The sequence below is a fragment of the Gammaproteobacteria bacterium genome, from assembly GCA_030680605.1.
Lineage (GTDB): Bacteria > Pseudomonadota > Gammaproteobacteria > SURF-13 > SURF-13 > JAQBXX01.
Genome location: JAUXUQ010000010.1, coordinates 230,477 through 254,982, shown reverse-complemented (window position 1 = coordinate 254,982; position 24,506 = coordinate 230,477). Strand labels below are relative to the sequence as shown.

Genomic DNA, 24,506 nt, shown 5'->3' with positions numbered 1-24,506 from the left:
CATGCTGCTGTACCTGTTTAAACATCTGGAACAATTCTACAGCGTCTTTGGCGTGTTTCAGTATCTCACGCTACGCGCCATTCTCGGCGTACTGACCGCGCTGCTGATTTCACTCCTGCTGGGTCCGCGCATGATCCGCCTGCTGAGTTTCCGCCAGATCGGCCAGCAGGTGCGTGACGACGGACCGCAAAGTCATCTGAGCAAGGCGGGTACGCCAACCATGGGCGGTGCGCTGATACTGGTCTCCATTACAGTAGCAACGCTGCTGTGGGCCGACCTCGGCAATCGTCACGTCTGGCTGGTGCTGCTGGTTACGCTGCTATTCGGTGTGATCGGCGGCATCGATGACTATGCCAAGCTGACCCAGGGCAGCTCCAAGGGTCTGTCTGCGCGCAGCAAATATTTCTGGCAATCCGTCGTGGGCTTGGGTGCGGCGATGATACTTTTTTTCAGCGCGCAGATTCCCGCCGAGACCCAGCTCATCGTCCCGTTTTTCAAACACGCCACGCTGGAGCTTGGCGTGCTGTTTATCGCACTGGCCTACTTCGTCATCGTGGGCACGAGCAACGCGGTCAATCTCACCGACGGCCTGGACGGGCTCGCCATTATGCCCACGGTAATGGTCGGTGCAGCGCTCGGCATCTTTGCCTATGCCAGCGGTCATGTGAACTTCGCCCACTACCTCGGCATTCCCCACATTCCGGGCGCAGGTGAGCTGGTGATTTTCTGTGGCGCACTGGCCGGCGCAGGACTCGGCTTCCTGTGGTTTAACACTTACCCGGCGCAGGTATTCATGGGTGACATCGGCGCACTCGGCCTCGGCGCGGCACTGGGCGTGATCGCGGTGGTAGTGCGCCAGGAAATCGTGCTGTTCATCATGGGCGGCGTATTCGTGATCGAAACCGTGTCGGTGATTCTGCAGGTCGCGTCGTTCAAGCTCACCGGCAAACGCATCTTCCGCATGGCGCCGCTGCACCACCATTTCGAACTCAAGGGCTGGCCCGAGCCGCGCGTAATCGTGCGCTTCTGGATCATCACCGTGGTGCTGGTGCTGATCGGCCTCGCGACACTGAAGCTGCGTTGAAATGGCGGCTGTCATGACAACCAACACAGCACTGCCAGAGACCCTGATCGTCGGCCTTGGCAAGACCGGGCTTTCGGTCGCACGTTTCCTGCACCGGCGCGGCATGTCGTTTGCCGTAACCGACAGCCGCGCCGAACCACCCGGCCTCGCCACCTTGCGCAAGGAATTTCCCGATGCACCACTGCGCCTGAACGGTCTGGACGCAGACGCCTGTTTGCACGCACGCCAGATCATCGCAAGCCCCGGCGTAAGTCTGCGCGAACCCGCGCTCGCTGCCGCACAGTCTCATGGCATCGAGATTATCGGCGATATCGAGCTGTTTGCGCTGAATGCGCATGCACCGACGGTGGCCATCACCGGCTCCAACGGCAAGAGTACTGTCACCACACTGCTCGGCAACATGGCCCAGCGCGCCGGGCGCAACGTGCGCGTAGGCGGCAATCTCGGCACGCCAGCGCTCGACCTGCTCGACGACACTCCGCCTGAACTCTATGTGCTGGAGTTGTCCAGCTTTCAGCTGGAGACCACGCGCTCACTCAGTGCCGCTACCGCCACCGTGCTCAACCTCACCCCTGATCACATGGATCGTTATCCCGATCTCGCAAGCTATGCAGCGGCCAAGCAGCGCATCTATCACGGCAGTGGCGTCATGGTCGTCAATCGTGACGATGCGTGGGTAGCGGCCATGGCGGAGCCAGGCCGCAACTGTGTTGGTTTCACGCTGGCAGAGCCGCAGGCAGGCGATTTCGGCGTGCGTACTGCGCAGGGCGAACGCTGGCTGGCAGCCGGCGACAAAAACCTGCTGCCCGCAAGCGCGTTACGCATCAAGGGCGACCACAACATTGCCAATGCACTTGCCGCGCTGGCACTGGGCAGCACCATAGGCCTGCCCCTGCGCGCGATGCTCGATGCTTTGCAAGAGTTCGCTGGCCTGCCCCACCGCTCGCAGTGGGTAGCCGAGTGCGATGGCATTGCCTGGTACAACGACTCCAAGGGCACCAACGTGGGCGCCACACTGGCCGCATTGTCCGGCCTCGGCGCCAGCCAGGGAGGGCTGAGTGTTGCGGGAGGCAGGACGCCGGGCACAGGCAAGATTGTGCTGATCGCCGGCGGAGACGGTAAAAACGCCGACTTTTCCATTCTGCGCGATGCCGTCAGCCGCTATGCACGGGCAGTGGTGTTGCTCGGCCGCGATGCACCTGCCATCACCACGGCACTCGCAAACACCACAGCACTGGTGCAGGCGCACGACATGAAAGACGCCGTACGCAAGGCACAACATCTCGCGCGTACAGGTGATACCGTGCTGCTGTCGCCGGCCTGCGCCAGCTTTGACATGTACAGCGGCTACGAAGAACGCGGCCGTGTATTTACCGCCGCTGTGCACGCCTGCCTGGGGGAGTCCTCATCATGAGCCAGGCTTCGCCCGCCACCTTGCGCAACGTCGATGCCTGGCTACTCGGCGCTACGCTCGCGCTGCTTGCCCTCGGCCTGGTCATGGTGGCCTCCAGCTCCATCACCAGCGCCGAACGCGCCACTGGCCAGCCATTTTATTTTTTGTTGCGTCAGGCCGCGTACCTCGGCGTCGGTCTGCTGTGCGCGCTGGCAGTATGGCGCATTCGCCTGGTCTACTGGGAAAAGTACGGCGCGCCGCTGCTGCTGTTCGGCCTGCTGTTGCTGATACTGGTGCTGGTACCCGGCGTCGGGCACGCGGTGAACGGCAGCATGCGCTGGCTCCCGCTCGGCCCGGTAAAGCTGCAGCCTTCAGAGTTCGCCAAGCTGCTGGTGGTGATCTACCTCGCGGGTTATCTGGTGCGCCATGGCGCGGAGGTGCGCAACTCGTTGCAGGGATTTTTCAGGCCGATGATGCTGTTTGTCGTAATGGCCGCGCTATTGCTGGCTGAACCCGATTTCGGTGCGGCCCTGGTCATACTCGCCACCGCCCTCGGCATGCTGTTTCTTGCCGGCGCACGCCTGTGGCAGTTTGGCACACTGCTCAGCCTCGCCGTGCTCGCCTTCGGCGCCCTCGCCTTTGCCGCGCCCTACCGCCTGCAACGGCTCACCACTTTTCTCAATCCCTGGGCCGACCCCTTCGACAGCGGCTTCCAGTTGACGCAGGCACTGATCGCCTTCGGACGCGGCGACTGGCTTGGCGTCGGGCTGGGCGCCAGTGTGCAGAAACTGTTTTATCTGCCGGAGGCGCACACCGATTTCCTGTTTGCCGTGCTGGCCGAAGAGCTGGGACTGGTCGGCGTGCTGACGGTCATTGCACTGTTCGCTGTCGTCGTGTGGCGCGCCTTCGCCCTCGCACAACTGGCGTTGATCAGAAGCAACTATTTTGCGGCCTATCTGGCCTGGGGCATCGGCCTCTGGATAGCGCTCGCCGCCACCATCAATCTGGGCGTGAATATGGGGCTGTTGCCGACCAAGGGCCTCACGCTGCCGTTCATGAGCTATGGCGGCAGCAGTATGGTGGCCAGCTGTGTCGCTGTCGCCCTGCTGCTGCGCGTACACCACGAGTTGCGCATGCCACAGCGCTCACCCGCAGCAGGCACACATGCCATGGGGAGGCCCGCATGGCAGCACGTGTAATCATCATGGCGGGCGGCACCGGCGGGCGAGTTGCGGCGCAACCAGCGCCATGCCATGAATGGCATGGCCGGGCGACTGCACCAGGGATGGTTGCATATCCGGGTGCCTGGCTATGAGGGTGCTCATCATGGCAGGTGGCACCGGTGGCCACATTTTTCCGGCCTTGGCAGTGGCAGAAGAATTAAAGACACAAGGCTGTGAAGTATTGTGGCTCGGCACGCGCGCGGGGCTGGAGGCGGACATCGTGCCGCGCGCCGGATTTCCGATTTCATTCATCGCGGTCAGCGGGCTGCGCGGCAAAGGCATTTTAAGCTGGGTACTGGCGCCCTATAAACTCGGGCTGGCATTCCTGCAGGCCTTGATGCTCATCACACGGCTCAAGCCCACACTGGTACTCGGCATGGGCGGCTTCGTGACCGGACCGGGCGGCCTGGTGGCCTGGTTGCTCGACAAGCCCCTGGTGATACACGAACAGAACAGCATTGCAGGCCTCACCAACCGTCTGCTGGCTCCCATTGCCAGCCGTGTGCTGGAGGCCTTCCCCGGCAGCCTGCACACAAAATATCATCCGCAGCACACCGGCAATCCGGTACGGGTGGCGATTGCCACACTGGCCAGCCTCACCCGCCCGGGTCGCCCCGGGCCGCTGCGCCTGCTGGTGCTGGGCGGCAGCCGTGGCGCACGCGCCCTGAACGAAGTGATGCCGCGCGCCTTGGCCACACTGGCCACCGCGCAACGACCCGAGGTGTGGCACCAGACGGGAGCCGAGCACCTTGCAACAGCCCAGCAGGAATACCGTGCCGCCCACGTGACTGCACGGCTTGAGCCCTTTATTGATGACATGGCAGCGGCCTACAGTTGGGCCGATCTGGTGCTGTGTCGCGCCGGCGCATTGACTATTGCCGAGCTGGCCTGCGCCGGCGTTGCCTCCATTCTGGTGCCGTACCCGTTCGCAGTAGATGATCACCAGACCCACAACGCGCGTTACCTCACGGATGCGAATGCTGCGCTGCTGGTACCACAATCGCAATTGACACCGCATGCGCTTGCAACGCTGCTCGCCGATCTCCAGCGCACACCAGAACGAGTACGCGCCATGGCTGCGGCAGCACACCGGCTGGCCCGGCCCGATGCCGCCACCCGTGTTACCGACGTGTGTCGGGAGGTGGCGCATGTCTGACACGCGCCTGGGCATGGGTCGTATGCGCCGCATCCATTTTATCGGCATCGGCGGGGCCGGCATGGGCGGCATTGCCGAAGTCCTGCTCAACCTGGGCTACCAGGTCTCCGGCTCCGATCTACACCCGAACGCCATGACCCGCCGCCTTGCCGAGCTCGGCGCGCAGATAGCGATCGGCCATGCGGCGCGTCATGTTCAGGACGCCGATGTTGCCGTCACTTCGACCGCCGTCAAGAACGACAACCCTGAAGTCGTGGCGGCACGTGCACGCCGCATCCCGGTGGTACCGCGCGCCGAAATGCTGGCCGAACTCATGCGTTTTCGCCACGGCATTGCGGTTGCGGGCACGCACGGCAAGACCACCACCACCAGCCTGGTCGCGAGCCTGCTCGCTGAAGGCGGGCTCGACCCCACCTTCGTGATCGGTGGCCGCCTGAACAGCGCCGGCGTGCATGCCCGTCTGGGTGCGGGCCAATATCTGGTCGCTGAAGCAGACGAAAGCGATGCCTCGTTTTTATATCTGCAACCCATGATCTCCGTGGTCACCAACATTGATGCCGACCACATGGACACCTACGGCGGCGACTTCACGCGCCTGCGCCAGACCTTCATCGAATTTCTGCATCACTTGCCATTTTACGGGCTGGCCGTGCTGTGTGTGGACGACCCGGTGGTACAGGAAATTCTGCCGCAGGTGACGCGCCCCATGCTTACCTATGGATTTACCTCCGACGCCGATGTTTGCGCGCAAGATATCCATCAGGAGCAGGCGCGCACCCACTTCAAGGTCAGGCGCGGCGGCAAGGCGTGGTTACCGGTCACACTCAACCTGCCGGGCCGCCACAATGTACTGAATGCGCTCGCCGCCATGGCTGTAGCGCACGAAGTCGGCGTCCCCGATGCCGCCATCCAGCACGCGCTTGAAGGCTTCCAGGGCATCGCACGACGCATGCAGGTGCAGGGCGAGATCGTCACGCCCAAGGGCAAGGTGCTGATCATCGACGACTACGGCCATCACCCGCGCGAAATCGCCGCCACGGTACAGGCCATCCGTGACGGCTGGCCACAGCGGCGCCTGCTGGTTGCCTTCCAGCCGCATCGCTACAGCCGTACCCGCGACCTGTTTGACGACTTCGCGCGCGTACTGTCCGAGGTCGACGCACTGGTGCTGACCGAGGTGTATGCCGCAGGCGAAACAACGATTACCGGCGCCGACGGCCGTGCACTGGCGCGCGCCATTCGCGTGCGCGGCAAGATCGAACCGGTGTTCGTCGAACACGCCGCCGAACTAGCCGGGACACTCGCTGCCCTGCTCGCCGATGGCGATGTACTGCTCACGCTGGGCGCGGGCGATATCGGTACCGTTGCGGCGACCCTGCCACAGCAGCTTGCAGCAGTATCGCAACCGGTCACGCCGTTGAAACAGAATCATCGTAGCACGCAGCACGGGAATGGACGCCCATGAACGTAGAGCTCCATCATCACAACTCCCCAATGGCGACGTTTAAGCTGCGCGGGACACTACGCCACGACGAGCCCATGGCGCGTCACACGTCCTGGCGTGTGGGTGGTCCTGCGCAGCACTTTTTTCAACCCGCCGACCTCAACGACCTGGGGCAGTTTCTGCGTCAATTACCTGCGGCCGAGCCCCTGCTGTGGCTCGGCCTTGGCAGCAATCTGCTGGTACGCGATGGCGGCTTTACCGGCAGCGTGATTAGCGTCAGCGGTGCACTCAACGAGCTTACCCAGATCGACGCGCGCACGGTGCGCGCCGAGGCGGGCGTGGCCTGCGCCAAGGTGGCGCGCTTTGCTGCGCGCGCAGGGCTTGCCGGTATCGAATTCCTGGCCGGCATCCCCGGCACCGTGGGTGGCGCACTGGCCATGAATGCCGGCGCCCATGGCAGCGAAACCTGGCTGTGGCTGTGTGCTGTCGAAACCCTCGACCGCCACGGCGAACACCATCTGCGCACCCCGGAGGATTTTCACATCGGCTATCGCAGCGTGCGCCCGCGCCACCCCGGCGAGGAGTGGTTCAGTGCCGCGCACTTCCGCCTGGCGCCCGGCAATAACGCTGCCATCAGCGCACGTATCAAGGAATTGCTTGAGAAGCGCAACCAGACCCAGCCAGTCAATCAGCCCAATGCCGGCTCGGTGTTCCGCAACCCGCCGGGGGATCACGCCGCGCGCCTGATCGAGCTCTGCGGACTCAAAGGTCTGTGCATTGGCGGTGCCTGCGTGTCGAACAAGCACGCCAACTTCATCATCAACACCGGCACTGCCACGGCGGCAGACATTGAGGCGCTGATCCGGAAAATTGCCTACAGCGTACAGCAACAGTGTGACGTACAACTGGTGCCGGAAGTGCGCATTGTGGGTGAGTATGCGGCGGGAGCAGACGCATGAATTCGCGCACCACTAACGCCCGCGACTTCGGCAAGGTCGCCGTCGTATACGGCGGGACATCGGCCGAGCGTGAGGTATCACTTGAAAGTGGCAAGGCCGTGTTTGAAGCGCTACGACGCAAAGGCGTGGATGCGCACGCACTGGACGTCTTCGGCACTGAATTGTTGCGCACACTGCAGCAAGGGGGCTTCGACCGCGTTTTCATCGTATTGCATGGCCGTGGCGGTGAAGACGGCGTGCTGCAAGGCGCGCTCGAAATGCTCGATCTGCCCTACACCGGCAGCGGCGTGCTCGGCTCGGCGCTGGGCATGGACAAGGTACGCACCAAGCAGGTGTGGCAGGCGCTGGGACTGCCGACGCCGGAATTCGCGGTACTCAACCGTCCCGATGACGTGTCACGCTCACTACAGGAAATAGGGCTGCCTTTGATCGTGAAGCCGGCCCGCGAGGGCTCCACCCTGGGTATCACACAGGTGACGACGCCGGACGCATTACGCCCGGCATGGCAAGCAGCCCTGACCTACGATACCGATGTGGTAGCCGAACGCTATATCCAGGGTGCCGAATACACCGCCTCCCTGCTGGGCAGTGAGGCGCTGCCACTCATTCGCATCGAAGCGGCTTCGGGATTCTACGATTACCAGGCCAAATATGTCGCTCATGACACACGCTACCTCTGCCCCTGCGGACTCGACCAGCAACACGAACGGGAATTGCAACAAATGGCCGTGTGCGCCTTCGAAGCGCTCGGTTGCAGCGGCTGGGGGCGGGTTGACTTCATGGTCGATGCCGAGGGGCAACCATGGCTGCTGGAGGCCAACACCGTGCCCGGCATGACCAGTCACAGCCTGGTGCCTATGGCCGCGCGCGCCGCAGGCATGGATTTCGATACCTTGGTGTGGCGCATCCTGGAAACCAGTCTGACCGCATCCCGAACGGAGGCTGGCCGTGTTGCATAACGCCGGCACGATCCGCCCGTTGCGCCACACGATCGAGCATGCGCCCATCATGCCGACCGCGCTCGCGCGCGATACGGCTGAGCGCGCCCGGTTGTATATGCAACGGAAAGAGCCCGTACTCCATACCACCGTGCGCACCGACACCGCACCACAGCGCCGTACACCACAGCCAGTAGCGCAACAACGCCCGCGTCTGCGCATGCTGCTGCTGGTCATGCTGGGCGTGCTGTTCGCCGCAGCGGCAGCCGTGCTCGGCATAAAGCTGCTCGACCCTGCCACCTTGCCGATTATATCGGTACGCATCGAGGGCCGATTTACCCATGTAACTGCCGTGGAACTACAGCAGAAGCTCGCCACCGTGACCAGCGGCAATTTCCTCCTCGTGGATGTCGATGGCATCCGCCACACCGCGCTGGCATTGCCCTGGGTCAGCAGCGTCAACGTACAGCGCGTGTGGCCTGACACCCTGCGCGTGAGCATCACCGAACATGTCGCCGCCGCCACCTGGATCGAAACCGGCGCTGAAGCAGCCACTGGCCTGCTCAGCACCAGTGGCAGGCTGTTTACGCCAGAACTCGCCTCGTATCCGGATCGCCTCCCCACCATCCGTGGGCCGCATGACACGCACGGCGCCCTGCTCGGACATTACCAGGCCATGAACCAGACACTGCTGCCGCTGGGGCTGCGAATAACGCATCTCACCCAGGACGCCCGACGGGCGTTTCATCTGACTCTCGACAATGGCATTGAACTTGCGCTGGGCCGCTCTGACAGCTACGCGCGCCTCATGCGTTTTGTGTACGCCTGGCCAGTCTTGCAAGCTGCGGGGACACAACCTGCCGTCATCGATTTACGTTACAGCAATGGCTTGGCCGTACGCTGGCTGCAACAGGAATCCGGCGACAATACAGCAGCAACGGGGAGAAATAGTTGATGTCCAGGAAATCTGAAAAAAACCTGATCGTGGGCCTCGATATCGGCACCTCCAAAGTGGTTGCGATCGTGGGCGAAATTACCACAGACGGCAGCATTGAAATCATCGGCATCGGCTCACACCCCTCGCGCGGACTGAAAAAAGGCGTGGTGGTCAACATCGAATCCACCGTGCAGTCCATACAGCGCGCGGCGGAAGAAGCCGAGCTCATGGCCGGCTGCCAGATTCACTCGGTCTATGCCGGCATCGCCGGTTCGCACATCCGCAGCCTCAACTCGCATGGCATCGTAGCCATCAGCGAAAAAGAAGTACACCAAAGTGATGTCGAGCGCGTGATTGACGCTGCGCGCGCGGTTGCAATTCCTGCCGATCAACGCATCCTGCACATCCTGCCGCAGGAATTCATCATCGACAACCAGGAAGGCATTCGCGAACCCATCGGCATGTCGGGCGTGCGCATGGAGGCCAAGGTGCATCTGGTCACCGGGGCAGTGAGCGCGGCCCAGAACATCATCAAATGCGTGCGCCGTTGCGGGCTGGAAGTGGACGACATCATTCTTGAGCAGCTCGCCTCCAGTGCCGCAGTACTCACCGATGACGAAAAAGAGCTTGGCGTCTGCCTGGTAGATATCGGCGGCGGCACCACCGACATCGCCGTGTTCACCGGCGGCGCGATCCGCCACACTGCCGTCATCCCCATCGCCGGCGACCAGGTCACCAACGATATTGCGGTGGCCCTGCGTACGCCCACACTGCATGCGGAGGAAATCAAGATCAAGTACGCCTGCGCACTGACCCAGCTGGCACAGGCCGACGAGACCATCGAGGTGCCGAGTGTCGGCGACCGCCCGGCGCGGCGGCTGGCCCGTCAGACCCTTGCGGAAGTCGTCGAGCCCCGGCTCGAGGAGCTGTTCACGCTGGTGCAGACCGAACTCCGGCGCAGCGGCTTCGAAGACCTGATCGCCGCCGGCATCGTACTCACTGGCGGCAGCTCCAAAATGGAAGGCACGGTCGAGCTGGCCGAGGAAATCTTCCACATGCCTGTGCGGATTGGCTTGCCACAGTATATCGGCGGGCTGGTGGACGTGGTACGCAACCCGATCTACTCCACCGGCGTCGGCCTGCTCTTGTTCGGCCTGCGCCATCGCAGCGGCCCCGGGCCGGAGCGGCGGCTCAAGTCTGACCGGGGCGTGTGGGGGCGCATGAGAAGTTGGTTTCAGGGCAATTTTTAAAAATACAGTGGCGAGTGGCTAGTAGCGAGCAGCTAGAAATTAGTTACTCGCCACTGACACCCCGCTACTCGCTACTTCAATTAAAGGAGGAATACCATGTTTGAACTAATCGATACCTATACGCAAAATGCAGTTATCAAGGTCATCGGGGTAGGCGGCGGCGGCGGCAATGCGGTCGAGCACATGGTGCAGGCCAACATAGAAGGCGTCGATTTCGTCTGTGCCAACACCGATGCCCAGGCGCTCAAAAACACCTCGGCCCGTACCGTGCTGCAGCTGGGTGGCGCCATTACCAAGGGACTTGGCGCCGGCGCCAACCCCGACATCGGACGTCAGGCCGCCATGGATGACCGCGAGCGCATCATCGAGGTGCTTGAGGGCGCGGACATGGTCTTTATCACCGCAGGCATGGGCGGCGGCACCGGCACCGGCGCAGCACCGGTAGTAGCACAGATCGCCAAGGAACTGGGCATCCTCACCGTGGCCGTAGTCACCAAGCCGTTTCCGTTTGAAGGCAGCAAACGCATGCTGATCGCAGAAAGTGGCATCAAGGAGTTGAGCCAGTATGTCGACTCGCTCATCACCATCCCCAATGAAAAACTGCTCATCGTGCTGGGCAAGGACATCAGCCTGCTGAATGCCTTCAAGTCGGCCAACGACGTGCTGCTCGGTGCGGTACAGGGTATCGCCGACCTCATTACCCGCCCAGGTCTCATCAACGTGGATTTTGCCGATGTGCGTACCGTCATGTCGGAAATGGGCATGGCAATGATGGGCTCCGGCGTGGCCTCCGGCGAAAACCGCTCACGCAAGGCGGCCGAGTTAGCCGTTGCCAGCCCGCTGCTGGAAAACATCAGCCTGGCAGGCGCACGCGGCATCCTGGTGAATGTGACCGCCGGCCTCAATATGTCGATCGGGGAATTCGAGGAGGTCGGCAACGCCGTGAAGGAACTGGCCTCCGATAACGCCACCGTGGTGGTAGGCACCGTGCTCGATCCTGAAATGAACGAGGAAATGCGCGTCACCGTTGTGGCCACTGGTCTGGGCCAGAGCGCCCGGAGCGAAGAGCGACCTGTACGCCTGGTACAAAAGAGCACCAGTCCGGTCGTGGATTACGGCCAACTGGAGCGCCCCACGATAATCCGCAATCAGGTGGCAGGCGGCGAACGCTTCTCTGGCAACACCGACGGCAATCTCGACTACCTCGACATCCCGGCCTTTCTGCGCCGGCAGGCAGACTGAGATGGCAGCGGTTCTGGCCACAGGCCCAAACTGACCCTGCCGCCGCACATCCAGACCGGCTAATGAGCCAAGGGGAATCAGTCACTTATACTGGAATGACGGCCAGGACAGGCTAGGCAAAGGCCATTTTCCTGTGATAACATTGCTATCTGTCTGAATTATAACCACCCTTTGCACAGGGAACGGGGAAGAATGATAAAACAACGCACGTTGCGCAATGTTATCAGGGCCACTGGGGTTGGCCTGCACACCGGGGAGAAGATCTACCTTACGCTGCGACCCGCTGCCATCAACACCGGCATCGTGTTCCGTCGCGTTGACCTGCCGGTGCCGGTCGAGATCCAGGCCCGCCCGGAAAATGTGGGGGACACCCAACTCTCTACGACACTGGTAAGCGGCGATGTGCGCATCTCCACGGTTGAACATCTGCTGTCGGCACTCGCGGGTCTGGGCGTGGACAACGCCTATATTGATCTCAGCGCCGCCGAAGTACCCATCATGGACGGCAGTGCCGGTCCGTTTGTATTCCTGATCCAGTCGGCCGGTATCGAAGAGCAAAACGCACCCAAGCACTTCATCCGCATCAAGCACACCGTGAAGGTAGAAGATGGCGACAAGTGGGCCCGTTTTGAGCCCTTCAATGGCTTCAAGGTCGCCTTCAGCATCGACTTCAACCACCCCCTGTTCAAGGACAGCCACCGTGAGGCGTCCATCGACTTCTCCACCACTTCGTTCGTGAAGGAAGTAAGCCGCGCACGCACCTTTGGCTTCATGCGCGAAGTGGAGCTGCTGCGCGAACGCGGTCTGGCCCTGGGTGGCAGCCTGGATAACGCCATCGTGATGGATGATTACCGCATCCTCAACGAAGACGGCCTGCGCTACGACGATGAATTCGTCAAACACAAGATTCTGGATGCCATCGGCGACCTGTACCTGCTTGGGCGCAGCCTCATCGGTGCCTTCAGTGGCCACAAGTCAGGCCATGCGCTGAACAACCACCTGTTGCGCACCCTCATCGCCGACGAAAACGCGTGGGAACTGGTCACCTTCGATGACGAGCGCCACGCGCCTATTTCCTTCATGCAACCCGTCACCGCCAGCCACTGACGCCTGGATACCCTTGCACCGCTCAGCTGCCGGGATGGCTGGCGGGAAAAGATTTGATGTGGATAGTGCGCAGCCCTGCGAAATCCGTCTCCTGTCTGAACTGCTTAAGCAAGGCTGCCACCTGGAAGCGGAGTTTGGCCGCCCAGGCAGGCGTATCCGTATGAATTATAAGCACATCGGCGCGCACATTCGCCACCAAACAATGTCCGGCCATCTGCTCGCCCACACACCCATGCAATATCCCGGTCGCACGCCGCACGTGCTGCGTGTGTCGCACCAGACGGGCGACGGAGGCCGTCTCCAACAAATCATTTATATGGCGCGGTAATGTCATACGTCCAGACTCTCAACGTAGTACTATACTACCCCACCAAAAACCCGTCGAGCAGCCTTGATTGCGCCTCACCCGAGGCGCCCGCACCCGGGATTATCATCGAACCATGGCCAGCAAACTGTTAAACAAAATTTTCGGTAGCCGCAATGAGCGGCTTTTGAAGCGCACACTCAAGATGGTGGCGCAGATCAACGCCCTGGAGCCAGGGCTTGCCAGCCTGTCCGATGCGACGCTGGCAGCCAAGACTGACGAGTTCCGCGCCCGCCTGGCGCAGGGCGAAGCCCTGGAAGCCCTGCTGCCTGAGGCCTTCGCTACCGTACGTGAGGCCGGCAAGCGGGCGCTCAACATGCGCCATTTTGATGCGCAGCTGATCGGCGGCATGGTACTGAACGACGGCAAAATCGCCGAGATGCGCACCGGTGAGGGCAAGACGCTGGTTGCCACCCTCGCCGCCTACCTCAACGCCCTGCCCGGGAAAGGCGTGCATGTCATCACGGTCAATGATTACCTGGCGCGACGTGATGCGCGCTGGATGGGAAAGCTGTACGCGTTTCTCGGCCTCACCACCGGCATCGTGGTAGCAGGCATGAGCGGTGAGGAGAAACGTGTCGCCTATGCCGCCGACATCACCTATGGCACCAACAATGAATTCGGTTTCGATTATCTGCGCGACAACATGGCGTTTGCCAGCAGCGAACGCATGCAACGCGGCCAGTATTATGCCATCGTCGATGAGGTCGACTCCATCCTGATTGACGAGGCACGTACGCCGCTGATCATTTCAGGTGCGACTGAAAACAGTTCCGATCTGTACCTGAAAATCAATGCGCTCATTCCCCGCCTCACACGTCAGGCAGACGCAGACTCACCCGGTGATTACCTGGTGGAAGAAAAAGACCGCAACGTGCTGTTGTCGGAGCATGGGCACCAGCACGTCGAGGAACTGCTGGCGGAGGCCGGTATCCTGCAGGAAGGTGAAAGCCTGTATGACAGCGCCAACATCATGCTCATGCATCATCTGCATGCCGCACTGCGCGCGCACGCACTATTCCAGCGCAACGTGGACTATATCGTCAAGGACAACCAGGTCGTCATCGTCGATGAGTTCACCGGGCGCACCATGCCGGGTCGGCGCTGGTCGGAGGGGCTGCACCAGGCCGTTGAGGCCAAGGAAGGCGTGCGCATCCAGAGCGAAAACCAGACGCTCGCCTCGATCACCTTCCAGAATTATTTCCGCCTCTACCACAAGCTCTCGGGCATGACCGGCACGGCGGATACCGAGGCCTACGAATTCCAGCAGATTTACGGCCTTGAGGTGGTCGTGATCCCGACCCACAAGCCGATGGTGCGCAAGGACTATGGCGACCTGGTATACCTTACCGCAGGCGAAAAATTCAACGCCATCATCGAGGATATCAAGGCCTGCCAAGTCCGCCGCCAGCCGGTACTGGTGGGTACCGCCTCAATCGAAACCTCCGAGCACCTCTCGCGTCTGCTGGACAAGGAGGGCATCACGCATCAGGTATTGAACGCCAAGTTTCATGAGCGCGAAGCGGAAATCGTGGCGCAGGCTGGACGACCCGGCACGGTGACCATCGCCACCAACATGGCCGGGCGCGGCACCGACATCGTACTGGGTGGCAGCCTCGAAGCCGAGCTGGCCGCGCTCGACAACCCGGACCAGGCGACCACAACCCGCCTGCGCGAGATGTGGCAGACGCGGCATGACGAAGTCCTTGCCAGCGGCGGCCTGCACATCATCGGCACCGAGCGTCACGAGTCGCGTCGCATCGACAACCAGTTACGCGGGCGCTCAGGGCGCCAGGGCGACCAGGGCTCCAGCCGTTTTTACCTCTCGCTCGAAGACAACCTGATGCGTATCTTCGCCTCCGAGCGGGTGGCCGGGCTGATGCAGAAACTCGGCATGAACGAAGGCGAGGCAATCGAACACCCGTGGGTAACCAAGGCGATCGAGAATGCGCAGCGCAAGGTGGAGGGCCGCAACTTTGATATCCGCAAGCAGTTGCTGGAATACGATGACGTGGCCAACGACCAGCGCAAGGTAATCTACGAGCAGCGCAATGAGTTGATGGGCAGCGATGACATCTCCGAGACGGTTACCATCATCCGCAGCAATGTGGTTGACGAGATCATCAATGCCCACATGCCGCGCGCAAGCCTGGAAGAGCAATGGGATATTCCCGGGCTGGAGACTGCCTTACAGTCCGAACTCGGCATGACCCTGCCCATCGCCGCATGGCTGGAGGGTGACGCTACGCTACATGAGGAAACCCTGCGCAGCCGCATCCACGACGAAATTGAACAGACGATGAAGACGCGTGAAGAATCCATCGGCAGTAACGTCATGCGCCATCTTGAAAAAGCCGTCATGCTGCAGGTGCTGGATGCCCTCTGGAAGGATCATCTTGCAGCCATGGATTACCTGCGTCAGGGCATACACCTGCGCGGATACGCACAAAAGAATCCCAAACAGGAGTTCAAGCGTGAATCTTTCGAGCTGTTTGCGGATATGCTGGAGCGTATCAAGCATGACGTCACACGCCTGATCTGTACCGCGCAAGTGCGCGCCGAAGAGGACGTACACCAGATTGAGCAGCGGCGGCGTAGTGCCACCAACATGCAGTTCCAGCACGCCGCTGCCAGCGCACTCACGACAGCTTCCGAAGCAACACCAGACACCGCAACTGCCGAACCTGCCTCCCCCTTCGTGCGCAGGGAGCGCAAGGTAGGGCGCAACGAGCCCTGTCCCTGTGGTTCGGGAAAAAAGTACAAGCAGTGTCACGGCACGCTGGACTGATCAAGTCCCCAGCCAGGGCACGATCGTGGCAGTAGTCATCCCGCCATTACCACACCTGCATCCGGTAGCGGGCGTACGCCTGGGGACTGCGTGCGCCGGCATCAAGAAGCCCGGGCGGCGCGACCTTGTGGTCATCGAACTCGATACTGGCGCGGGCTGCGCCGCCGTATTCACCCGCAACGCCTTCTGCGCCGCACCCGTGCTCATTGCGCGCCAGCATCTCGCGCACGCTGCGCCGCGCTATCTGCTCATCAACACCGGCAATGCCAACGCGGGCACGGGTGCACAGGGGCTGCGTGACGCCGAGGCATGTTGTGCAGCACTGGCACAGCTCACACAGTGCAGCAGCGACACGGTACTGCCCTTTTCCACCGGCGTCATCGGTGAACAGCTGCCGGTGGAGAAAATTCTGCACGGCCTGCCCGAGGCGTACGCAAGGCTTGATGCTGCCGGCTGGGAGGATGCCGCCCACGGCATCATGACCACCGACACCGCAGCAAAGGCCGTCTCGCGCACGATTGAGATCGAAGGCTGTAGCGTCACCATCACCGGCATTGCCAAGGGCTCGGGTATGATCCGGCCCGACATGGCGACCATGCTCGCCTTTATCGCCACCGACGCAGATGTCGAGCAGTCGCTTCTGCAGCAGTGCCTCCACCAGGCCGTCGAGCGCTCATTCAACCGCATCACCGTCGATGGCGACACCTCGACCAACGACGCCTGCCTGCTGATCGCCACAGGCAAAAGCAGCCTTGCACGTATCGACCACAGCACACAGCCCGCGTACCGCATGTTGTGCGACGCACTCATCCAGGTATGCATCGAGCTTGCACAACTGATCGTGCGTGACGGCGAAGGTGCGACCAAATTCATTACCGTGTCCGTCACAGGTGGCGCGAACCAGGCAGAGTGTGATGCCGTCGCCTACGCCATCGCACACTCGCCACTGGTCAAGACCGCATTCTTTGCCTGCGACCCGAACTGGGGCCGCATTCTGGCCGCCGTAGGTCGCGCCGGCATAGCTGGCATGGATATTGCTAGCACCACGCTCCACCTGGACGAGGTATGTATCGTGCGCAATGGCGAACGGGCACAAGATTATAAAGAGGAGCAAGGCCAGTCCGTCATGCACAGAAATGAAATTACCATCAGCGTTGACCTGGCGCGCGGGGCACACTGCAGCACCGTGTGGACCTGCGACTTTTCCTACGACTATGTACGCATCAACGCCGAATACCGCACCTGATTCCTCTGGCTTTCGGACAGTACTTGGGGCACTATCATCCAAAGTGTCCTTATTTTTAGGGCGTAACACTCGACTACCTCACAGGGCGGCGGGAGACGAACTTGATACCGAGTACGGCGCTCGTAGTGCTGAAAACATCACTTATCGGACCCCTGCTCACCGTACTGGTAGCGGCAGTGATAGAGATATTTTCGCGAACGTTCTACCCGATACCCAATCCACCCGCCGTACTGCTCATTACCGTGGTGTTTGCCGCCTTCCACGGCGGCATGCGCGCAGGCCTGCTGAGCGCCGGCCTCGCCTGGCTTTACTTTGCGTATGCCTTCTCCATTCCGGGCGAGCCCCTGCAGTACACACGCGAGAACCTGTTGCGAGTGCTGATATGGGGCGTGGCCACACCCCTCATCGCCACCATGACGGGTCTGCTCAAGCGTCATGCAGAGCGCTCACTGGAACTTGAGCGCGCCAATGCGGTACTTGAGACACGCATCGCTGAGCGCGAACAGGCCGAGCGGGTATTGCAGACCAAGGAAGCCCTGCTGCAGGCCGTTCTGGAAAACCTGCCCGTAGGTGTATGGCTAATCGATGCCCAGGGCAACATCACACGCGGCAACCAGGCCGGCCAGAGTATCTGGGCCGGCAAGCGCTATGTCGGTATCGATCAGTATGATGGATACAAGGGCTGGTGGGCAGATACCGGCAAACTCATTACTGCGCAAGAATGGGCGGCAGCGCGGGCCATCACACGCGGTGAGACCTCGATCGAGGAGGTGGTTAACATAGAGTGTTTTGATGGCACACACAAAACCATTCTGAATTCAGCCATTCCAATATTCGACACTGAGCACACCATCACCGGCGCTGTCGTGGTGAACCAGGACATTACCGAACGCCGCAGAATCGAGGAACACCTCACCTATCTCGCCTCCTATGACTCGCTCACTGGCCTGCCCAATCGAACGCTGTTCAGTGACCGACTGACACAAGCCATGGAGCGCACCGACCGTAACGCCAACAGGCTGGCCCTGCTGTTACTGGATCTGGATCGCTTCAAGGAAGTCAACGACACCTTTGGACACAGCGTCGGTGACATGCTGTTAAAATTGGTCGCGGATCGACTGCAGCAAGGTCTGCGCGGGGTGGATACCATCGCCCGGCTGGGCGGCGACGAGTTCACCATGATTCTCGAAAACATCGGAGATATCGACACCGCCGCCCGGGTGGCCTGCAAGGTCAAGGACGTCTTTTCCCAGCCATTCTCCCTGCATAAACAGCAGCTTTCTATCACGCCCAGCATAGGCATAGCACTCTACCCCGATGATGCACAGGATGCCGAGCTGCTGCTCAGAAATGCCGACATTGCCATGTATCACGCCAAGCGCACCGCTACCGGGGCATTCCAGTTCTATACCGATCAGATGAGCAGCCTTGACTCATCACCACCTGATCTGACTCAGTAGCACTGACTCAATTTACCCTGCTACGGCCACCACCGGCCGGAGTCCATAGAGCGATGGCGTTACCTGGCACCAACTACTCTGAGCCATCTTCGGGCCGCCTTTGCGTTGTGTCCGGGATACGGTAAGACTCATCGGCCCAGGCACCGAGATCAATCATTTTGCAGCGCTCACTGCAAAATGGCCGCCACGGGTTTTGTTGCAACGACCAGATGGCGTCTTTACCACAGGACGGGCAGGCAATAGTCTTTTCGCTAGCTTTAGCGTTCACGACATGCAGCAGGTCAGTTCGAATTTCACATCTTCGGCAGACTGCACCGTGCGACCGTCCGTCACCGGCGCCAGAAAGCGCACGGTAAATCGATGCTTGCCGCCGCTGATCTCGGGGTAATAAGGCAGGCGCGCAGGTACCGTCACGCGCACCAGTTGACAGGGGGTATCCTGATCAAGCGAGCGCTGAAAAAATCCAGCAACAGCCATTCCCGGTACAGGTACGGCACTCTCACGCGTCAACCGGAGTATGAGCTCTATGGACTGCCACATTGGTTCAATGGGCGACAACCACTCCCGCAGATTCTCAAGGCGCTCTTTGGCAGGACGCTGCAGCCAGTAGTGGTACATGGGCAAATCAAAGTCACACAAACCGCCAGGAATACTGCTGCGCTGGCGTATGCTGCATATAAATTCATTGTTTCGCAACGACTGTCCGAACTGGCCGCTGGTGGCATGCAATCTGTCTATGAGCACATCCACTTCGCTCAGCAGCTCTTTCAACCTGCTCTGATCAACCTCCGGCACCTGTTCCAGCCTTGCCAACATGGCGCCATGACGTTCGAGCTCACGCAGAAGTTCGGTTTTAAGATCGGTACGGCTGCATACATTGAGAATTTCAATCAGGCTGGTAAGCGTGGCGCGACTGTTCCACTCCGCACTCCCCTCCAGATTGTGTTGCACCTGGAGAAACAGAAGTTCGAGCCGTAGAAATGTCCGCATCTTTTCATTGAGCGGTTGTTCGTAGGTAATTTTGTTGAGCACTCACACCACCGCAACTATAAAAATCAGGACTGTGACGTCAGATGGCTTTATTGTCCATTACTTGATATGACGCTGGCAATTCCTATTTACTCAGGAGTCACAAAGTAAGGCTACATTACTTCAGGGTGTGACTCCTGAGCAAAAACCCTGCTTACTCTACATCCACCCTGTCCCGCCCCCTGAACAGGGGGCGGGGATGCAGCAGGACGTGTAGTCTTACTTATTGACTTATCAGTAATGGCTGGCGCGCGCCAGCGCCAGATAATGCTCGTGTAGCGCCCGCACCCTGCTTTCCACATGCCCTACGGCCTTATCGTTCACAATCACATCATGGGCCACAGCAAGACGTTCACGCCAGCGGGCCTGGGCCCGAAGAATAGCCGCCACCTCCTGGGCGCTCAGCCCCCGCGCCATCACACGCTGATATTGCAACGCATGCGGCGCATCAACCACCAGCACGCGCTCGACCTCACCAGCCTGTCCGGTTTCAATCAGCAACGGAATACTGAGTACGCAGTACGGTGCGTCAAGCTGTGCCATGCGCGCCTCCATTCCGGCGCGAATCAGCGGGTGCAGTATGCTCTCCAGTTGCGCGCGTCGTGCCGCATCCGAAAAGACGCTATGGCGCAATGCGGCCCTGTTCAATGCGCCATCTGGCCCCAGGACTTCAGCGCCAAAATATGTGGCAATGCTTGCCAGCGCTGGCGTACCCGGCTCCACCAATCCTCGCGCAATGTCATCAGCATCGATTACCGGCACACCCAATGCGCCGAAATAACCTGCCACTGTGGATTTGCCACAACCGATGCCACCAGTGAGCCCGACGCGATACATCGTGGCGCTATCCACCCAACAACTCGAGATAACCCTGCGTCAGTGGCATGCCCCAGAGCATGGCTATCCAGCCCGCCGCAGCAAGGTACGGCCCGAATGGAATCTGGACATCCCGCTGATGCCTGCGGAACAATACCAGGGAGATTCCTGCCACGGCCCCCACCAGCGATGACAACAGGATGATCAGCGGCAGCATCTGCCAACCGAGCCATGCGCCAAACACGGCAAGCAGCTTGAAGTCACCCTGCCCCATGCCTTCCTTGCCTGTGACCAGCTTGAACAGCCAGTACACTGACCACAAGCTGAGATAGCCCGCCGCCGCGCCGATGAGCGCCGTGTGGCTGTCTACCAGCACAGCACCCAGGCTAAGCAGGAGACCACCCCATAACAGCGGCAGCGTAATCGAGTCCGGCAGCAGTTTATGGTCAAGGTCGATGAAGGCCAGCGCTATCAAACCCCAGGTAAGCACCAGTGCCGCAACCGCGCTCCAGCCAAAACCGAAATGCACTGCCACCGTCGCTGACATTGCAGCCGTAAGTATTTCAACGACAGGGTAACGTAACGAAATGCGGGCCCCGCAGGCAGAGCACCTGCCCCTGAGCGCGAGATAGCTCAGGAGCGGGATATTTTCGAGCGCGGCAATAGTGTGCCCGCAGTGCGGGCAACGGGAGCGCGGAACCACCAGATTGAAACGCGGCGCCGCATCAGGCGACGTGCATGCAGGTGCGAATTTATTCGCATCCTGGCCGAATGAATTCGGCCCCACCTCAGCAGGCAGTTCCAACAGCTCCCGACACTGCACCTGCCAGTCGCGCCGCATCATCAACGGCAGGCGATGGATCACCACATTCAGAAAGCTGCCGACCACCAACCCCAACATGCCAGCGGACGCGACAAACAGCCAGGGAAACGCCTGCAGGGTATCAACCATGGAGGGCCTGAAAGAAGAGAAAAGAGTAAAGAGGAAAGTGTTGCAGCATTATTGGCTTGTCTTTTCTCTTGTATCTGTTTTTAAACTACCGACCCCATCTTGAAAATCGGCAGATACATGGCGATCACCAGTCCGCCCACCAGCACGCCAAGAATGGCCATGATCATCGGCTCGAGCAGACTGGACAGGGAATCCACCATGTTATCCACTTCCTCTTCGTAGAAATCAGCCACCTTGGCCAGCATGGTATCCAGCGAACCCGCCTCCTCGCCGATGGCGACCATCTGCACCACCATATTGGGGAATAATTGCGTATTACGCATCGCCTGCTGCAACTGTGTTCCAGTTGAGACATCGTCGCGCATGCGTAGCACGGCATCGGAATACACGATGTTACCGGTGGCGCCCGCCACCGACTGCATCGCCTCCACCAGCGGCACACCGGCGGCAAACATGGTGGAAAGTGTGCGCGCAAAACGCGCAATGGCACCCTTGTTCAGAATCGCGCCGATGATGGGTATCTTGAGCGCCAGCCGATCTATGGTATGACTGACGGCGCGTGAGCGCCTCTTGGCCTGTATCAACGCATAGACCGCACCTCCAATGGAACCGAAAATCAGCCACCACCATGCCTGAAAAATTGCAGAGAGCTTGATCACCATCTGCGTGAGCGCGGGCAAATCGGCGCCAAAGCCCTGGAACAGTGACTCGAACTGCGGGATCACAAAGATGAGCAAAATCGCCGTGATGATAAACGCGACCACCAGCACCGCCGTTGGGTAAAACAGCGCCTTCTTGATCTTACCCTTGATCGCCTCTGTCTTTTCCTTATAGATAGCGATCTTATTCATCAGCGCTTCGAGTATGCCGCCCTGCTCACCCGCGCGCACCAGATTGATATACAGCTCATCAAACTGCAGCGGGTGCTTCTCCAGAGCTTCCGCCAGCGAGCTGCCACCCTCCACATGGTTCTTGATGGCGAGCACCAGCTCCTGCATGCTGATATTCTCATGCCCTCGACCTATAATCTCAAACGACTGCACCAGCGGCACTCCGGCGGCAATCATGACCGATAGCTGGCGACTGAAAACAGCGATGTCCTTGGCGCTGATACCCTTTTTACGCACACCAAACAATGGCGCGGATTTCTTTCTGACTTTACGCGGACTAATACCCTGACGACGCAGGTCGGCCTTGACCAGCGTGAGCGTTGCGCCCTGCATCTCACCGCGCATGCGCGCACCATTTTTGTTGGTGCCTTCCCAGACGAAGGTATCAGTCTTCTTTATTAACTTCTCAGCCATATGCGTGTCCGTGATTATTCGTTGGTGACACGGTTTATCTCTTCCAGACTGGTAATGCCTTGTCTGACCTTCCTGAGTCCCGATTCACGCAGGTCAGCAATACCCTCTTTTTTCGCCTGCTCTGCGATCTGCATCGCGTTGCCACCCGCCATAATGATGTGTCCAATGGCCTCCGATACCGGCATAACCTGATAGAGCCCCACACGTCCCTTGTAGCCATCCGAGCACTGGTCACACCCCACCGCGCGATGAAGCCTGATGTCTGCGATCTCGGCCTCCTTGAAGCCTTCCTTTAACAACGCCTCATGCGGGATGGTGACCGGCTGCTTGCAAAATGCGCACAAGCGGCGCGCCAGGCGTTGGGCGATGATGAGCGACACCGCCGAGGCGATATTGAATGGTGCCACACCCATATTGGCCAGACGGCTCAAGGTCTGTGGCGCATCGTTGGTATGCAGGGTGGAGAGCACCATATGGCCGGTCTGTGCCGCCTTGATCGCGATCTCCGCAGTTTCCAGATCACGCACCTCACCCACCATGATGATATCCGGATCCTGGCGCAGAAATGCCTTGAGCGCTGTGGAGAAAGTGAGCCCGGCCCTCGGGTTGACGTTGACCTGATTGACGCCGGCGAGATTTATTTCCACCGGGTCTTCGCAAGTCGAGATATTGCGGTCTTCGGTATTCAGGATATTGAGTGCGGTATAAAGTGAAACGGTCTTGCCGCTGCCCGTGGGGCCGGTGACCAGCACCATGCCATAAGGGCGGTGGATCGCATCCATGAACAGTTTTTTCTGCTCCTCCTCGTAACCGAGGGCGTCGATGCCGAGCTGCGCGCTGGCAGGATCCAGGATACGCAGCACAATCTTCTCACCATACAGGGTCGGGCAACTGCTGACGCGAAAATCGATGGCGCGGTTTTTTGACAGCCGCATCTTCATACGTCCGTCCTGCGGTACCCGGCGCTCTGAAATGTCCAGTTTCGACATCACCTTGAGACGGGCGGCGAGACGGGGTGCAAGCACTACCGGCGGTGTCGCAACCTCGCGCAACACACCATCCTGCCGCAGACGCACACGGTAGATTTTTTCATATGGCTCGAAGTGCACATCCGACGCCCCCTTGTTGATGGCGTCGAGCAATACCTTGTTCACGAAGCGCACTACCGGGGTATCGTCAATATCGGCGGCAACACCGTCAGCGGCGGCAAGATCTTCATCGCCAGCGCTAATCTCCAGATTGAGGTCGTCCACGTCGGCGCCCGTAAGCGCGCTCATCGATGTATCGTGCTTGGCCAATGCTGCCTCAATGGCCTTGGACAGCTTGTCTTCCTCTACCAGCACCGCCTCGGTGTTCGCCCCCACATGAAACTTGATTTCATCCAGGGCCTGAAGGCTGCTCAGATCAGAAACCGCGATGAACAGTTTTCTGCCACGCTTGAACAGGGGCAATACATGGTGCTTGCGCACCAGTTTTTCCTCCACTAGTGTCGTGGGGGCGTGCTCCATGTCGACGGCGTTGAGATCCAGCAGCGGTACGCCGGATTCCTGCGAGGCGGCGACAGCAACCGCGTAACTGTTGAGGATATCCTGCCCCACCAGGTAGGAGGCCAGCGGGGTGTGCGCCTTAACAGCCTGCTCACAGGCGTGTTGCATCTGGGCTTCTGTGAGCAGGCCTCCCTGCACCAGACGGCGCGAGAGTCCGCCCAGTTTGAATTTCATGGTGGACGATGATATGGCCATGCGCTTATCACCCCGGACGCTGATGGACTACCCGCACCCCGGAAGCCCCTGATTGAACCCACTTAGCGTCAC

General features: G+C 60.3%; 21 protein-coding genes. 14 read left to right on the top strand and 7 right to left on the bottom strand.

Going from position 1 to position 24,506, the window contains the following annotated elements; all coding sequences use genetic code 11:
* The first annotated feature begins 1 nt into the window (after nt 1).
* From mraY to lpxC, 11 genes are all read left to right on the top strand, one after another.
* A complete protein-coding gene (mraY, locus tag Q8L89_05915; protein ID MDP1708586.1) occupies nt 2-1,084 on the top strand; it encodes a phospho-N-acetylmuramoyl-pentapeptide-transferase in 1,083 nt (360 codons plus the stop codon).
* A gap of 13 nt (nt 1,085-1,097) precedes the next feature.
* On the top strand, nt 1,098-2,498 hold the full coding sequence (gene murD, locus Q8L89_05910; GenBank protein ID MDP1708585.1) for a UDP-N-acetylmuramoyl-L-alanine--D-glutamate ligase: 1,401 nt from the start codon (nt 1,098-1,100) through the stop codon (nt 2,496-2,498).
* Nucleotides 2,495-3,676, top strand: coding sequence for a putative lipid II flippase FtsW (ftsW, locus tag Q8L89_05905; GenBank protein MDP1708584.1), 1,182 nt, complete (start codon nt 2,495-2,497; stop codon nt 3,674-3,676). The genes murD and ftsW overlap by 4 nt, the downstream gene beginning before the upstream one ends.
* A gap of 106 nt (nt 3,677-3,782) precedes the next feature.
* Nucleotides 3,783-4,856, top strand: coding sequence for an undecaprenyldiphospho-muramoylpentapeptide beta-N-acetylglucosaminyltransferase (murG, locus tag Q8L89_05900; GenBank protein ID MDP1708583.1), 1,074 nt, complete (start codon nt 3,783-3,785; stop codon nt 4,854-4,856).
* Entirely contained in the window at nt 4,849-6,321 is a 1,473-nt protein-coding gene (gene murC / locus Q8L89_05895; protein MDP1708582.1) for a UDP-N-acetylmuramate--L-alanine ligase, read from the top strand. Before murG ends, murC begins: the two co-directional genes overlap by 8 nt.
* A gap of 29 nt (nt 6,322-6,350) precedes the next feature.
* Nucleotides 6,351-7,259, top strand: coding sequence for a UDP-N-acetylmuramate dehydrogenase (gene murB / locus Q8L89_05890; protein MDP1708581.1), 909 nt, complete (start codon nt 6,351-6,353; stop codon nt 7,257-7,259).
* Nucleotides 7,256-8,218 carry a D-alanine--D-alanine ligase gene (locus Q8L89_05885; GenBank protein ID MDP1708580.1) on the top strand — a complete coding sequence of 321 codons (963 nt, stop codon included), beginning with the start codon at nt 7,256-7,258 and terminating at the stop codon, nt 8,216-8,218. The genes murB and Q8L89_05885 overlap by 4 nt, the downstream gene beginning before the upstream one ends.
* Nucleotides 8,208-9,152: a cell division protein FtsQ/DivIB gene (locus Q8L89_05880; GenBank protein MDP1708579.1), complete on the top strand. Its 945-nt coding sequence runs from the start codon at nt 8,208-8,210 to the stop codon at nt 9,150-9,152. Before Q8L89_05885 ends, Q8L89_05880 begins: the two co-directional genes overlap by 11 nt.
* Entirely contained in the window at nt 9,152-10,384 is a 1,233-nt protein-coding gene (ftsA, locus tag Q8L89_05875) for a cell division protein FtsA (protein MDP1708578.1), read from the top strand. The genes Q8L89_05880 and ftsA overlap by 1 nt, the downstream gene beginning before the upstream one ends.
* 96 nt (nt 10,385-10,480) lie before the next feature.
* Complete coding sequence (ftsZ, locus tag Q8L89_05870; protein MDP1708577.1) at nt 10,481-11,626, top strand: cell division protein FtsZ; 1,146 nt, start codon at nt 10,481-10,483, stop codon at nt 11,624-11,626.
* Between the two features lie 192 nt (nt 11,627-11,818).
* A complete protein-coding gene (lpxC, locus tag Q8L89_05865; protein MDP1708576.1) occupies nt 11,819-12,733 on the top strand; it encodes a UDP-3-O-acyl-N-acetylglucosamine deacetylase in 915 nt (304 codons plus the stop codon).
* Between the two features lie 22 nt (nt 12,734-12,755).
* Here the strand turns inward: lpxC and Q8L89_05860 are convergent, their stop codons facing one another.
* On the bottom strand, nt 12,756-13,067 hold the full coding sequence (locus tag Q8L89_05860) for a DUF721 domain-containing protein (GenBank protein MDP1708575.1): 312 nt from the start codon (nt 13,065-13,067) through the stop codon (nt 12,756-12,758).
* Between the two features lie 106 nt (nt 13,068-13,173).
* Here Q8L89_05860 and secA point away from each other — a divergent pair, with 106 nt between their 5' ends.
* From secA to Q8L89_05845, 3 genes are all read left to right on the top strand, one after another.
* Nucleotides 13,174-15,885, top strand: a complete 2,712-nt coding sequence (secA, locus tag Q8L89_05855; protein ID MDP1708574.1) for a preprotein translocase subunit SecA — start codon at nt 13,174-13,176, stop codon at nt 15,883-15,885.
* A 25-nt stretch (nt 15,886-15,910) separates the two neighbouring features.
* Nucleotides 15,911-17,131, top strand: a complete 1,221-nt coding sequence (gene argJ / locus Q8L89_05850; protein MDP1708573.1) for a bifunctional glutamate N-acetyltransferase/amino-acid acetyltransferase ArgJ — start codon at nt 15,911-15,913, stop codon at nt 17,129-17,131.
* A 101-nt stretch (nt 17,132-17,232) separates the two neighbouring features.
* On the top strand, nt 17,233-18,591 hold the full coding sequence (locus tag Q8L89_05845; protein ID MDP1708572.1) for a diguanylate cyclase: 1,359 nt from the start codon (nt 17,233-17,235) through the stop codon (nt 18,589-18,591).
* A 73-nt stretch (nt 18,592-18,664) separates the two neighbouring features.
* Here Q8L89_05845 and Q8L89_05840 read toward each other — a convergent pair whose 3' ends face one another.
* From Q8L89_05840 to pilB, 6 genes are all read right to left on the bottom strand, one after another.
* Nucleotides 18,665-18,832, bottom strand: coding sequence for a DNA gyrase inhibitor YacG (locus Q8L89_05840; protein ID MDP1708571.1), 168 nt, complete (start codon nt 18,830-18,832; stop codon nt 18,665-18,667).
* A 23-nt stretch (nt 18,833-18,855) separates the two neighbouring features.
* Complete coding sequence (gene zapD / locus Q8L89_05835; GenBank protein ID MDP1708570.1) at nt 18,856-19,623, bottom strand: cell division protein ZapD; 768 nt, start codon at nt 19,621-19,623, stop codon at nt 18,856-18,858.
* A gap of 231 nt (nt 19,624-19,854) precedes the next feature.
* Complete coding sequence (gene coaE, locus Q8L89_05830) at nt 19,855-20,457, bottom strand: dephospho-CoA kinase (GenBank protein ID MDP1708569.1); 603 nt, start codon at nt 20,455-20,457, stop codon at nt 19,855-19,857.
* A 7-nt stretch (nt 20,458-20,464) separates the two neighbouring features.
* Nucleotides 20,465-21,388, bottom strand: a complete 924-nt coding sequence (locus Q8L89_05825; GenBank protein ID MDP1708568.1) for an A24 family peptidase — start codon at nt 21,386-21,388, stop codon at nt 20,465-20,467.
* An 80-nt stretch (nt 21,389-21,468) separates the two neighbouring features.
* A complete protein-coding gene (locus Q8L89_05820; protein ID MDP1708567.1) occupies nt 21,469-22,692 on the bottom strand; it encodes a type II secretion system F family protein in 1,224 nt (407 codons plus the stop codon).
* A gap of 14 nt (nt 22,693-22,706) precedes the next feature.
* Entirely contained in the window at nt 22,707-24,413 is a 1,707-nt protein-coding gene (gene pilB / locus Q8L89_05815; protein MDP1708566.1) for a type IV-A pilus assembly ATPase PilB, read from the bottom strand.
* Nucleotides 24,414-24,506 lie beyond the last annotated feature (93 nt).

What these genes read in the sequence shown, in the direction of transcription:
- lpxC (MDP1708576.1), top strand. Translation starts at nt 11,819, where the DNA reads ATGATAAAACAACGCACGTTGCGCAATGTTATCAGGGCCACTGGGGTT.
- Q8L89_05825 (MDP1708568.1), bottom strand. Translation starts at nt 21,388, where the DNA reads ATGGTTGATACCCTGCAGGCGTTTCCCTGGCTGTTTGTCGCGTCCGCT.
- secA (MDP1708574.1), top strand. Translation starts at nt 13,174, where the DNA reads ATGGCCAGCAAACTGTTAAACAAAATTTTCGGTAGCCGCAATGAGCGG.
- Q8L89_05860 (MDP1708575.1), bottom strand. Translation starts at nt 13,067, where the DNA reads ATGACATTACCGCGCCATATAAATGATTTGTTGGAGACGGCCTCCGTC.
- murC (MDP1708582.1), top strand. Translation starts at nt 4,849, where the DNA reads ATGTCTGACACGCGCCTGGGCATGGGTCGTATGCGCCGCATCCATTTT.
- ftsA (MDP1708578.1), top strand. Translation starts at nt 9,152, where the DNA reads ATGTCCAGGAAATCTGAAAAAAACCTGATCGTGGGCCTCGATATCGGC.
- mraY (MDP1708586.1), top strand. Translation starts at nt 2, where the DNA reads ATGCTGCTGTACCTGTTTAAACATCTGGAACAATTCTACAGCGTCTTT.
- pilB (MDP1708566.1), bottom strand. Translation starts at nt 24,413, where the DNA reads ATGAAATTCAAACTGGGCGGACTCTCGCGCCGTCTGGTGCAGGGAGGC.
- murB (MDP1708581.1), top strand. Translation starts at nt 6,351, where the DNA reads ATGGCGACGTTTAAGCTGCGCGGGACACTACGCCACGACGAGCCCATG.
- murD (MDP1708585.1), top strand. Translation starts at nt 1,098, where the DNA reads ATGACAACCAACACAGCACTGCCAGAGACCCTGATCGTCGGCCTTGGC.
- ftsW (MDP1708584.1), top strand. Translation starts at nt 2,495, where the DNA reads ATGAGCCAGGCTTCGCCCGCCACCTTGCGCAACGTCGATGCCTGGCTA.
- ftsZ (MDP1708577.1), top strand. Translation starts at nt 10,481, where the DNA reads ATGTTTGAACTAATCGATACCTATACGCAAAATGCAGTTATCAAGGTC.
- coaE (MDP1708569.1), bottom strand. Translation starts at nt 20,457, where the DNA reads ATGTATCGCGTCGGGCTCACTGGTGGCATCGGTTGTGGCAAATCCACA.
- Q8L89_05820 (MDP1708567.1), bottom strand. Translation starts at nt 22,692, where the DNA reads ATGGCTGAGAAGTTAATAAAGAAGACTGATACCTTCGTCTGGGAAGGC.
- Q8L89_05885 (MDP1708580.1), top strand. Translation starts at nt 7,256, where the DNA reads ATGAATTCGCGCACCACTAACGCCCGCGACTTCGGCAAGGTCGCCGTC.